9 protein-coding genes are annotated in these 11,997 nt (G+C 43.7%); 7 read left to right on the top strand and 2 right to left on the bottom strand.

Going from position 1 to position 11,997, the window contains the following annotated elements; all coding sequences use genetic code 11:
• Window positions 1-38: 38 nt before the first annotated feature.
• A complete protein-coding gene (locus tag IRJ18_RS00345) occupies window positions 39-2,753 on the bottom strand; it encodes a carboxypeptidase-like regulatory domain-containing protein (RefSeq protein ID WP_194104213.1) in 2,715 nt (904 codons plus the stop codon).
• Window positions 2,754-2,937: 184 nt separating this feature from the next.
• Between IRJ18_RS00345 and IRJ18_RS00340 the strand changes: the two genes are divergently transcribed.
• Complete coding sequence (locus IRJ18_RS00340) at window positions 2,938-3,975, top strand: YncE family protein (RefSeq protein WP_194104212.1); 1,038 nt, start codon at window positions 2,938-2,940, stop codon at window positions 3,973-3,975.
• Window positions 3,976-4,034: 59 nt separating this feature from the next.
• Here IRJ18_RS00340 and dcd read toward each other — a convergent pair whose 3' ends face one another.
• Window positions 4,035-4,571 (bottom strand): dCTP deaminase, encoded by a 537-nt coding sequence (gene dcd, locus IRJ18_RS00335; protein ID WP_194104211.1) that lies wholly within the window; start codon window positions 4,569-4,571, stop codon window positions 4,035-4,037.
• A 73-nt stretch (window positions 4,572-4,644) separates the two neighbouring features.
• Between dcd and IRJ18_RS00330 the strand changes: the two genes are divergently transcribed.
• The 6 genes from IRJ18_RS00330 to IRJ18_RS00305 all read left to right on the top strand — a co-directional run bounded on the left by IRJ18_RS00330 (window position 4,645) and on the right by IRJ18_RS00305 (window position 11,987).
• Window positions 4,645-5,289, top strand: coding sequence for a 4'-phosphopantetheinyl transferase family protein (locus tag IRJ18_RS00330; protein WP_194104210.1), 645 nt, complete (start codon window positions 4,645-4,647; stop codon window positions 5,287-5,289).
• A 2-nt stretch (window positions 5,290-5,291) separates the two neighbouring features.
• Window positions 5,292-6,032: a lipoyl(octanoyl) transferase LipB gene (lipB, locus tag IRJ18_RS00325; RefSeq protein WP_194104209.1), complete on the top strand. Its 741-nt coding sequence runs from the start codon at window positions 5,292-5,294 to the stop codon at window positions 6,030-6,032.
• Window positions 6,029-6,742 carry an SGNH/GDSL hydrolase family protein gene (locus IRJ18_RS00320; RefSeq protein ID WP_194104208.1) on the top strand — a complete coding sequence of 238 codons (714 nt, stop codon included), beginning with the start codon at window positions 6,029-6,031 and terminating at the stop codon, window positions 6,740-6,742. Before lipB ends, IRJ18_RS00320 begins: the two co-directional genes overlap by 4 nt.
• 132 nt (window positions 6,743-6,874) lie before the next feature.
• Window positions 6,875-10,033 (top strand): protein O-mannosyl-transferase family, encoded by a 3,159-nt coding sequence (locus tag IRJ18_RS00315; protein WP_194104207.1) that lies wholly within the window; start codon window positions 6,875-6,877, stop codon window positions 10,031-10,033.
• 150 nt (window positions 10,034-10,183) lie between these two features.
• Window positions 10,184-10,468, top strand: a complete 285-nt coding sequence (locus IRJ18_RS00310) for an acylphosphatase (RefSeq protein WP_228072460.1) — start codon at window positions 10,184-10,186, stop codon at window positions 10,466-10,468.
• A 34-nt stretch (window positions 10,469-10,502) separates the two neighbouring features.
• The gene (locus IRJ18_RS00305; RefSeq protein ID WP_194104206.1) at window positions 10,503-11,987 is read left to right on the top strand and encodes a polysaccharide biosynthesis C-terminal domain-containing protein; all 1,485 of its coding nucleotides are present in this window, start codon (window positions 10,503-10,505) and stop codon (window positions 11,985-11,987) included.
• Window positions 11,988-11,997: the final 10 nt, after the last annotated feature.

The following is an 11,997-nucleotide window of genomic DNA, read 5'->3' as shown; positions in this document are numbered from 1 at the left end:
CCGACTAATCTCTAATCTTTAATTAACCGATCTCTACACTATTCCACGTTATACCTATAAACCTGCCGGCCTATATGGCCGTCGTTATCTATTCCTTCAACCACTACCCGGTAGGTGCCTTTTGCATCCGCGTTAAAAAATTCTACCGATGCGCTGCCATCTTTATTGGTTACCATGTTAGGTTTCCAGAAAATAGTAGTACGCAGGTCGGCCATTTTAGCATTGGTTTTAGGGTCATCATACTTAGGCGCATAAAACTCGCGCGAGCGATAATACCCTTTAGGCGAATAGGTAACTATGCCCGGTGCATAACGCGTATAATTAGTATCCGAGCCGCCCCGTTTGGTTGAAATTACCAATACACCGCCTGCACCGCGCCCACCGTAAATGGCCGTGTAAGCAGTCGTGCGCAAAACTTCAATGCTTTCCACATCAGCTGCGCTAATATCATCAATAGAAAAATCATCACTCATTTGCATGCCGTCAAGCACAATTAACATTGGCGTATGCATGCTACGGGTTGAAAAGGCTTGCCCATCTCTGAATATTACAAAACTGGCGCGCCCGTTTAAGCACTGCGATAAGGTGGGGCACGAGTTAAATATATCACCCTTCAATACCTGGTCGGCATTGCCGGCACCGTTCAGGTTGTTACTAACATCCGGCGCTTTCTTCTTTTCAGTTATCACTACCTCTTTCAACGCGGTAGCATGGTTCCCCACACCATATTTAACCTGTTCAAGGTATTGGCTTTTGCTATTTTTAAGATAATCGGATAACCCGTTGCTGATATTTACCTGAATATCGGGCGCATTTTTGTTTTTACCGGTTGATGGCGGGGCAACACGGTCAAGTTCAATTTCTACATACTTGCTGTTTTTTTGGGTGCGCGCCTGCACAATAAATCTTACACTATCCTTAAATATCAGGTTTTTGTAAATGAACCGTCCCTGGTCATCGGCCACGGTATCCAAAACAAAAAAACCACCGCTGGTACTTAGCAGCATTACCTTAGCCTTAGGCACAGGTTTGCCCCCGCTTGTTTTTATAGTACCCGATATGGTTAGCGATTTCTCAGCCGCAAAGGTTTGCGGCGGGAATACATCATTTAATAATTGCTTCCAAACAAAGCGGCGGTAGCCCTGGGTAAGCAGCAGCGCGTCCAGGTCGGCGTTGGTTTGCTCGGTTGGGTTAGTAAAATAATAGTTTGGCTTTTCAATGTACCCTTTCAGGTCGGATGTAAGCAATAGCTGGCTCAATATCGTAGTTTCGGCTGTTTCATCAACAGGCACTTTTGTCTCGTCGGTTACCGCTACCGAAAAGCTGCCGACGACTGGTTTATCCGTAGCATCTTTAGCGGCAAGGTTAAGCTTCACCTTTTCGCGCGTAGTGTAGCTTTGCTTTTCTGTACTTATGCCCAGCTTAAGCTCATCAGGGTTTCGGATAAAAGCCAGTCGCTCGTTCAGTGGCTCGCCGGTTGAAGAGAACAGGGTAAACTGCACTAACCCTGTTGGGAAACGACTTTTGGGTATAGATGCCGCGAAGCTTGCACTGGTGATATGCGTTTTGGCCGCATAATAAACTTTGCCATTTTGTTGTGCAACTAAATTTATCTCGGCATTGCCTTTATCTACAATATCCTGGCTGGTGCCCACTTTTACCAGCACGGTTGAAGGATCGGCGGTATTTACACTCAGTAAAAAACCACTTGCTGCAGCAACGGGCAGGGTAACTGTACTTTCAGACCCATCAGGCAGGGTTACCACTGCTTTATAAGTTTTACCGGCCTGCGGCATCATCACTACATATCCCATTCCAAAATGCGTTGCGCCCATACGGGCTACATCCTGGTTATCATTATCTTTAATTATACCTTTAACATCAACACCCAGGCCATCGGCGCCGGTTGCTTTAAAACCTATCTTGCCGCGCACCCCTGCTACCATATTGCCCCCTTCGGGAAAAAACTGTATATCTATTTTTGAGGAAAGCGCTTTTACCGCCACTGTTTGTGTGCTCACCTTTTTATCGGCATACTTAATATTGGTGACAATGCGGCCCAGTTTTAACTGGTTGGCCGCTGTTGCAGTAAAACTTACATTCATCACCCCATTAGCATCGGTAATACCCTTGCCCCTGGCCGCGCTGCGCCCGTCAAACTGCACATCGTAGCTTACCTCCTTGTTAGCGTAGGCAATGCCGTTCAAATCGGTGTAGGTTATGGAGGCGTTTACTTTTTGCTGGTTATTTGGCGCTGTGGTATAGGTGTACACGGCTTTGGTAAAAACGGTATTATTCACAGCGTTGCCAATTTGTATGGTTTTGTCAAAAAAGTATTCATCGCCTGCATTACGCATGTAATTGGTGTAGGCCCGTATACGATAATTGCCAGCCGCCAGGCTATCGGGCAGGTTAAAATCGCCCCAGGTAATACCATTTTGTACCGGCAGTTTGATAGCCCGTTTAATGGAATCCCTGTCATCTATCAGCTCTACATTTAATACAGAGCTTAAAGCCGAAAGCTGATGGTTTACACCTATGGTTATATAGGCTTTAAACCATATATCATCGCCGGCTGCATAATAAGGCTTATCCAGGTGCAGGTATACTTTTTCCTGCGGGTCTTCGTCCGTCCACTTATTTAGCTGGGTAACTATCTTTTTAATAGGGTCATCATCCACCCGCGCGAATACGAATAAGGCGATAACAGACAAAACAGTTGCAACAAGGCTAAGTATTTTTTTAGGTTTCATAGGGATAAATAATTACTAAAGCTACGGAAAAAATCGAGCACAGTTATACGCCAGATCTTCATAGGTCGAAAATTCATCAATTCTTCATTTACTCAGACATCAGATGACAGACAGGGTTTAATGCCCCGGCATCTACAATTTTTCCTACAGATTTATATCACTATCTTGTGTAAAATTTCGGACAATGAAAAACTTAACCCGCGTAATGGCTGTTGCCTGCGCTTTAACTTTAGCCGGCATTAGTTTAAACCATGCTGCGGCCCAGGGCAAAACAGGTTTCCATGTAATAAAGGATATCCCTATCCATAGCACGGGCGGCTGGGATTATATTACTGTTGATGGAACCAATAAACGCATTTATACATCGCACGGTAACCAGGTAAATATTCTATCGGTCACTACAGGCGATTCCATTGGTTATATACCTAACACCCCGGGTGTACATGGCATTGCTTTGGTTACGGCTATAAACAAAGGTTACATTAGCGCGGGGCGCGCCAATAAAGTGATAGTATTCGATCTGAAAACCTTAGCCGTATTAAGTGAAATACCGGCGGGCACCAATCCGGATGCTATATTTTACGAACCCTATAGCAAAAAAGTATATGCTTTTAACGGACGCAGTATGGATGCTACAGTTATAGATGTTACTACCGATAAAGTTATAGCCACTATCCCCTTAGGAGCTAAACCCGAAGCGTGCGTATCTGACGGAAAGGGGAAGGTGTTTGTAAATGCCGAAACTACCAACGAGGTATTAATGATAAACGCCACCACTTTAAAAGTTGAGGCGCGCTATAAAATTGAAAAAGGCGACGAGCCATCGGGTTTGGATATCGACCGCAAAACCAATCGCCTGTTTATTGCCTGCGGCGGTAATAAAACTATGGTAGTGATGGATGCCGCCAATGGTAAAAACCTGGCTAATTTCCCCATTGGCGACAGCGATGGTTTAGTATTCGACCCCGAGTTGAAAATGGCTTTCGCATCAAACGGCGAGGGCACCATCAGCGTGGTTAAAGAAATAAGCGCCGATAAATTTGAGTTTGTTGAAAATATAACAACCGAACCAAGCGCCCGCACCATTGGTGTTGACCTGACGACGCATAAATTATATTTACCGGCCGCGAAAACTGAACCAGGCGTAGCCACCGCTACAAATGCAAAACCCCGCCCAAGGCAAATACCGGGATCGTTCCATATTATTGAAGTAGGAAAGTAGTAGAATTAATTATATTCATTTGAAGCCGGGTTCTTTGGAATTCGGCTTTTTTGTGGCTATTAAAACTTATTCTTCCACATCATACTTTCAACCGGACGGGTAGTAGGGTTGTTGTATTTGGCGTTCTCTTTATGGTTATATAAGGTTTCAATATCGCCTTCAACCACAAAATATATCAGCTGACCGATAGGCATCCCGGCATAAATACGTACCGGTTGCGCGCATGATATTTCCAGCGTCCAGGTATTGCAAAAGCCCACATCGCCCTTGCCTGCAGTGGCATGGATATCGATACCCAAACGGCCCGTGCTTGATTTACCTTCTAAAAAAGGGATATGTTTATGGGTTTCGGTATATTCAAGGGTTACACCCAGATAAAGCGTGCCCGGTTGCAGCATAAAACCATCCTTAGGTATCTCGAAGTTGTCTATCTCGTTATGCACCTTGGCATCCAGCACACGGTTGCGATAAGTGGCCAGGTATTTACCTAAATGCACATCGTATGAATTTGTACCCAAACAATCGCGTTTAAACGGTTCGATGATAATATTTCCTTTATCAATCTCTTCTAAAATGCGCTTGTCTGACAATATCATATTCGTGGGCTTAAGGCTGACTAAATTAGAATTATTTGGAGTAATTTTGCCATGCTTTTTTAATTTTAGTTTTATGGCTATAGCCTTCAGCAAGCAGATAGATGCAGATACCGAGTTCGCCCTATGGAAGATAGAGGAAGAAGCCGAAGACCTGTATGCCAAACTGCAGTTAAATGAAGAAGAAAAAGCATTTATTGAACAGCTGCGCCATGGCAAACGCCACCTGCACTGGCTGGGCACACGTGTATTGTTACGCACTATGCTTCGCACCGATGAATACATTGATTGCAAGATAGACGCGCACGGCAAACCCTACCTGGTGAACCTGCCCTATCATATTTCATTAAGCCACTCATTTGATTACGCCGCGGTAATGATCAGCAAGAAAGCAACCGTGGGAATTGACATTGAACAGATACAGCAAAAGGTAGCACGCATTGCACCCCGGTTTATGAACCCCGGCGAATTAGCCGCTATCCCGCAGGATGAACAGTATATCAAATCGCTTTATGCAGCCTGGTGTGCTAAGGAAGCTGTTTATAAATGTTACGGGCAAAAAGAAGTTTCATTTATGGATAACATTGCCCTGCAGCCTTTCAGCTTTGAACCCGAAGGCAGTATACAAGCACAATTACATAAAGGTGACGTGAAACTGGATTACACTGTGCGATATTTGCAATACCAGGATTATATGGTAGGATACGTTAAGGGAGCTTAATAATGAAAAACAAACAGGTATTTTTCCAGGATTGGGGGTTAGTAGATTACAAGCAGGGCTGGGACCGCCAGGAAATGCTTTTTAACGAAACCGTTAAGCAAAAACTTAACCTGCGGAATAAAGAACTTGCCCTAAGCGGAAGTACCGAGCATACCTACGACCATTGTGTAGCCGAAGAAACCCCAAATTATCTTGTTTTTTGCGAACATCCGCACGTATATACGCTGGGCAAAAGTGGTCATGCCGAGAACTTGCTGCTGGATGAACAGGGTTTAAAAGATAAGCAGGCCACTTATTACCAGATCAATCGCGGTGGGGATATTACCTACCATGGCCCGGGGCAAATTGTAGGGTACCCGATATTAGACCTGGATAACTTTTTTACAGATATTCACCTGTACCTGCGCACGCTGGAAGAAGCGGTGATATTAACCCTGGCCGATTATGGCCTAACTGCCGGCCGTTACCCCGGCTATACCGGTGTTTGGTTTGATGCTGATAACGACCGTGCCCGTAAAATTTGTGCCATGGGCGTACGGTGCAGCCGCTGGGTAACCATGCACGGTTTCGCGTTCAACGTTAATGTGAACCTTGATTATTTTAAAAACATTGTGCCCTGCGGTATTGACGATAAAGCGGTAACATCGCTGCAAGCCGAACTGGGCCGCGAGGTTGATATGGAAGAAGTTAAAAAAATCCTTAAACATCATATTTCCGTACTTTTTGGTATGGAGATAGTATGAAAGGATTAATTTTAACCATAATAGGGATAAGCAGTTTGCTGGCCTGTTCAAAATCTGTGATATCATTACCGGATGCTCCTGATACCAACGTGCAAATTATGCCTGTAAGCAATACTCCCATTACTTATTTAGCCTTAGGCGACTCCTATACTATTGGTGAGGCGGTATCACAAAAGGATTCTTTTCCTTTTCAGTTAGTGGATAAGCTAATCAATTACGGTGTACAGAACCCTACCGTAATAGCCCAAACCGGCTGGACAGCCGACAACCTGATCGCGGCCATAAACAGCAGTGGCATTAACGGCCAAACTTATGATATAGTAACCCTGCTTATCGGTGTTAACGACCAATACCAGGGGCTTAGTCAAACTAACTATCGTACTAAGTTTGTGCAACTGGTAAATATGGCCATCACTTTTGCTAAAGGAAACAAAAAACGGGTTTTTGTAGTGTCCATTCCCGATTGGGGCGTAACGCCCTATGCAAGTAGCAGGGAAGCGACCATCGGGCCGGAGATAGATCAGTTTAACGCCATTAATAAGGCCGAAAGCGACAAAGCAGGCGTAAATTATATCAACATCACCCTTATATCAAAACAAGCGGCTACCGACAACACACTTATAGCTGCTGATGGCCTGCACCCCTCGCCTGCTATGTATGCTCAGTGGGTATTGGCCATTGCGCCGGTTGTAACAAGCCAGCTCAAATAAAACGTTGCTCTCCCGCGCGTAACGCTCCACTCGGCGTTAAATTATGTTAAACCCTTTGGCTTTTTATAAAACATGCTGATTGTTTTTATTACTTTCGTCCAACTAAACAGCACCATATTGTAACACATAGACATGAATTACACTAAGACCAATAACATTTTCGGCTGGCTGGCTTTTTTTATAGCTTCGTTAACCTATATTTTAACGCTGGAGCCTTCGGCCAGCTTTTGGGATTGCGGCGAGTTTATTGCCTGTATCTATCGCCTGCAGGTGGCCCACCAACCAGGTGCACCGCTGTTTACCATGATAGGTAAAGTTTTCTCCCTGCTATCCATGGGCGATGTGCATAAAGTAGCGTATTGGACCAACATCGCCTCGGCACTGGCCAGCGGCGCTACCATTATGTTCCTGTTTTGGAGTATTACAGCTTTAGCTAAAAAAATATTAATTAAGCAGGATGGTGATTACAACATTACCAATACTATATTAATTATGGGCGCGGGTTTAGTTGGCGCGCTGGCTTATACCTGGTCTGATACCTTCTGGTTCTCCGCTGTCGAGTCGGAAGTTTACGCGCAATCATCCTTATGTACTGCTATTGTATTCTGGGCTATTTTAAAATGGGATGCCCATGCTGACGAGCCGTATGCTGATAGATGGCTGATATTTATAGCCTATATTATGGGCCTTTCTATAGGTATCCACCTATTAAACTTGCTGGTTATCCCTGCTATAGCGGTATTGGTTTATTTCCGTCGTTCTAAACAAGCTACTGCATCGGGCACTATTTGGGCTTTTTTACTGGGCTGCGTTGCATTAGGTGTGGTGTTATGGGGCGTTATTCAATATACGGTTAAAGGCGCCGCTTACTTCGATCTGTTCTTTGTAAACACGTTGGGCATGGGCTTTGGCAGTGGGGCTGTGCTTTTCTTTATACTGTTAATAGCTGCCATTATATTAGGCATTTACTATACCATTAAACCATCTAACGGTTATATCATTGCGTCTGCTGTTATCCTGATGATCCTTTTCACCATTAGTGGTGGCATATTAGGGTTTATCATTGGGGGTGCAATTTTAGCTGTGCTGGAATACCTGGTGAAGGTACGTCGCAAGCGTTATGTTTTAAACATGGCGCTGATTAGTATATTGTTTATTTTATTTGGTTACAGCTCATTTGTAATGCTGGTTATCCGCGCTAAGGCAGGCACCAACCTTAATAATAGCGACCCCGAAGATGCCTTTACGCTAAACAGCTATTTAAACCGCGACCAATATGGCGATACACCATTACTATACGGTCAATATTTTGATGCGAAAGCGATCGACCAAAAAGATGGTGCTAACATCTACCGTCGTGGTAAAACACAATACGAAGTAGCGGGCCATAAGCAGGTAACTGTTTATGATCACAATACCATTTTCCCAAGAATGTATAAAAATGATAAGCCGGATGCGGTACAGTTTTATAAAGACTGGATGCAGTTGGGGCAAGACCAAAGTCCTACGCTTATCCATAACCTGGGTTTCTTTTTAAGCTGGCAGGTTAACCAAATGTATACCCGCTACTTTCTGTGGAACTTTGTAGGCCGCACCAATGAAATGGACGGGCAAAACAGCAGCAGCGGTATTGATGGTAACTGGACCAATCCGCTGAAACCAAACAAAGCTTATCCATACGCGGTAACCAAAAGTAAAGCTTATGCCCGCATGTACGGCTTGCCGCTTATTATAGGTTTACTTGGCGCGGTATTCCACTTCCGCCGTAACCAAAAAGACGCGGGTATTGTAGGCTTACTGTTCTTTTTTACAGGTTTGGCCATTGTGCTTTATCTTAACCAGGACCCGCTGCAACCGCGCGAGCGTGATTATGCTTATGCCGGCTCGTTCTATGCTTTTGCCGTCTGGATTGGTTTAGGCGTGTTAGGTCTTGCTGAATTGTTTAGCCTGGGCAAAAAGATAAGCCCCAAAGTAGGTGCTGTTATAGCAACCCTAATATGTTTATTAGCTGCCCCTGTATTAATGGCCAGCCAGGAATGGAAAGGTCACGACCGCTCTACAAAATTCACTCCGCGGGATATGGCTACCAACTACCTTGAATCGTGCGCGCCAAACGCGATACTGTTCAGCTATGGTGATAATGATACTTACCCGCTATGGTATGCGCAGGAAGTTGAGGGTATCCGTCCCGATGTACGTATTGTAAATCTAAGCTTGCTGGGTACCGATTGGTACATCCGCCAGATGAAGCAAAAAATGAACGATTCGGCACCATTGCCTATCACCATGCCTGATGAGAAATTTGAGGCCGGTGTGCGCGACGTGATCTATACTAACGACCAGAAGATTGCCGGTGCTACCGAACTGAAGGAAGTATTTGATTTCTTAACGTCTGATGATCCGGCTGCAAAAGCGCAGTTGTTTGAGAACAGCCCGCCAATGAACTATATGCCTACCAAATCGCTGAAAATGGCTGCCAACCCAGATCAGTTAGTGAAAGATGGCGTTGTTCCTGCTGCAGATAAAGATAAAATTTTGCCGGAGATGGAGTGGAAATATACATCGAACTATGTGACTAAGGACAATCTGGCCATGATGGATATTTTAGCCCACAACAACTGGAAACGCCCCGTATATTTCACTATCACCGTTGGTACTGAAAACATGATGGGGATGGACAAATATCTGTATAACGAAGGCTTTGCTTACCGCTTGCTGCCGTTGAAGCCAGATACCGTAAACAACCAGCCGTTAGAAGCATCGAACACCATGATCATGTACAAAAACATGATGGAGAAGTTTAAATGGGGGAATATGAAGAATGCGAAATACCTGGATCATGAATCAACCACCATGTTCTATCCGCTTATTCTGAAACAGTTTACCATCCTTACCGATCATTTGATGAAGGAAGGTCATACTGACCTGGCTAAAAACGCACTGCAAAAATACGATGACGTAATGCCAAATATTGTGCCTTATGTAGATGTGGTAGCACGTAAATATTACCTTACAGAGTACGCTTATAAATTAGGTTCGAACCAGTTGGCTAATAAATGGACCAACGAAATGGACGATTATATTACCAACCTGCTGGATTACTATGCCGGTGTTTCTCAAAACGGATCAGGCGATGTAAACACCCGCGATATTCAGTTAACCATGTCGGTAATGAATGGCCTGATTGGCTTGACCAAGGATTTTCACCAGGATGCCCTTAATAAAAAACTGACCACCCAATTTAAAGATTACCAGGTTAAATTTGGATCGTTAATAGGCGCAGCGCAATAAGCTGGAACAGTTTAATACAAAACGCCCGGTTGTTATTACAGCCGGGCGTTTTGTTTAATGGGTATCAGGATGAATCCTTATTACCCGTGCTAATGGAACACACAGTATTATACTGTAGCAATACATCCCGATATTCTATAACTTTGCTTTATGATAAAACATCTGGATATCACCATTAAAGGCAATGTACAGGGCGTTGGTTTCCGGCAGGCTACAAAAGCTACAGCCGACCAGTTAGGTGTGCGCGGCACGGTAAAAAACCAACGGGATGGCAGCGTAGCTATAGAAGCCGAGGCCAACGATACCCTGCTGGATCTATTCCTTGATTTTTGCCACGAAGGCCCCGAAGGAGCCGAAGTTATCTCCCTGGAAAGCCATGAGGGTGAATTAAAAAACTATCGTAATTTTGAAGTACTAAGGCGGAATTTGTTTTAGTCCGTGTATATATTCAATCAAATTTCTCTGATCATTGTCAACTGCTAAAAAATTTGCCGGGCAAACAGCCATATACGGGTTAAGTACGATAGCATCGCGTACACTTAACTTCTTTTTAACCTCGGCTTACACGCGTATATACTCTAAAAGTATTTATGGCATATTTTCCAATATGTTTTCCTACGCATCTATGCTTCAGGCCTTAATGGCTTTTGGTATGGAAACTACATTTTTTAGGTACCTAAATAAACACGAAGACAGGAAAAGCCAGGTTTACAATAACGCCTTCGCGGCTATAATGGGTATCACATTAATTTTTTTGGCTGTATCATTACTATTTATCAACCAGATTACACGATATATTGCTATTGAGCCAACCACTTCTTATCACGATTATAAGCTATATGCGCTTTACTTTATCTCCTTTTTAGTGATAGATGCATGGTGTGTTGTGCCTTTTGCAAAAGTGCGTGCCGATGGGCGGCCAGGACGATATGGCATTATAAAAATGACCAACGTGCTTACCTTCATTGGTCTTAACTTGTTATTCATGTATGGTTTGCCGTTTGTAGTTAGCCATCATTATCCGGGTGCGGCATGGATAAGTAGCTGGTTTAGAAAAGGCTGGCTGGGCTATATCTTTTTGTCGAACCTTGCAGCAAGCGCAATTACTTTGGTGTTACTATTGCCTGAAGTGCTTAAGTTTAAACTAAATCTGGACAAGCCGATATTCAGGAATATGCTTGTTTACAGCTTCCCGGTATTAGTTGCAAATTTCTCGTTTATCATTAACGAGAACCTGGATAAAATGCTACTGGCCAAGATACTACCTGAAAATATTGCCAGCGAGCAACTAGGTATTTATGCTGCCTGTGCTAAAATATCTATCTTCCTAAATCTTTTTGTGCAGGCGTTCCGCTTAGGTGCGGAGCCGTTTTTTTTCAGCCATGCTAAAAATAAAAACGCCGGGCATACCTATTCGCGTATAATGGATTATTTTGTTATTGCGGTAAGCCTTGGTTTTTTAGGTATTATAGCAAACATCGAACTGCTTAAGTATTTCATCGGCAGTAGCTATTGGGTAGGCTTGCAGGCTGTACCGCCGTTATTATTCGGTTACGTAAGTTTAGGTGTTTACATGAACCTGTCTATATGGTACAAACTATCCGATCAAACCAGGTATGGCCTATATATATCGGGCATAGGTGCAGTTATTACCATTGTGCTTAACATTGCACTTATTCCCAAATTCAGCTATATGGCATCGGCATGGGCTTCTTTTGCGTCTTATTCAGTTATGATGGTCCTATCTTATGCCTGGGGGCAAAAAAATTATCCTATACCATACCATTTAAAAAAGAACCTTGCCTATATCATTATTTCAATTATCCTCGTTTATTTATCGTTCTATGTGTTCAATCGTAATATATTTGTAGGTAACGCGTTGCTGATATTATTTGCAGGCGGGGCGTTTCTAATGGAGGGCAAAGAATTAAAAGCAATTTTAATTAAACGATAGCACGATTGAC

Origin of the sequence: Mucilaginibacter boryungensis, from assembly GCF_015221995.1 — a bacterium.
In the GTDB taxonomy this organism is placed as follows: domain Bacteria; phylum Bacteroidota; class Bacteroidia; order Sphingobacteriales; family Sphingobacteriaceae; genus Mucilaginibacter; species Mucilaginibacter boryungensis.
The sequence above is the reverse complement of the archived record's forward strand: the minus strand, read 5'-3'. Positions and strand labels throughout refer to the sequence as shown.

What these genes read in the sequence shown, in the direction of transcription:
- IRJ18_RS00345 (WP_194104213.1), bottom strand. Translation starts at nt 2,753, where the DNA reads ATGAAACCTAAAAAAATACTTAGCCTTGTTGCAACTGTTTTGTCTGTT.
- IRJ18_RS00340 (WP_194104212.1), top strand. Translation starts at nt 2,938, where the DNA reads ATGAAAAACTTAACCCGCGTAATGGCTGTTGCCTGCGCTTTAACTTTA.
- dcd (WP_194104211.1), bottom strand. Translation starts at nt 4,571, where the DNA reads ATGATATTGTCAGACAAGCGCATTTTAGAAGAGATTGATAAAGGAAAT.
- IRJ18_RS00330 (WP_194104210.1), top strand. Translation starts at nt 4,645, where the DNA reads ATGGCTATAGCCTTCAGCAAGCAGATAGATGCAGATACCGAGTTCGCC.
- lipB (WP_194104209.1), top strand. Translation starts at nt 5,292, where the DNA reads ATGAAAAACAAACAGGTATTTTTCCAGGATTGGGGGTTAGTAGATTAC.
- IRJ18_RS00320 (WP_194104208.1), top strand. Translation starts at nt 6,029, where the DNA reads ATGAAAGGATTAATTTTAACCATAATAGGGATAAGCAGTTTGCTGGCC.
- IRJ18_RS00315 (WP_194104207.1), top strand. Translation starts at nt 6,875, where the DNA reads ATGAATTACACTAAGACCAATAACATTTTCGGCTGGCTGGCTTTTTTT.
- IRJ18_RS00310 (WP_228072460.1), top strand. Translation starts at nt 10,184, where the DNA reads ATGATAAAACATCTGGATATCACCATTAAAGGCAATGTACAGGGCGTT.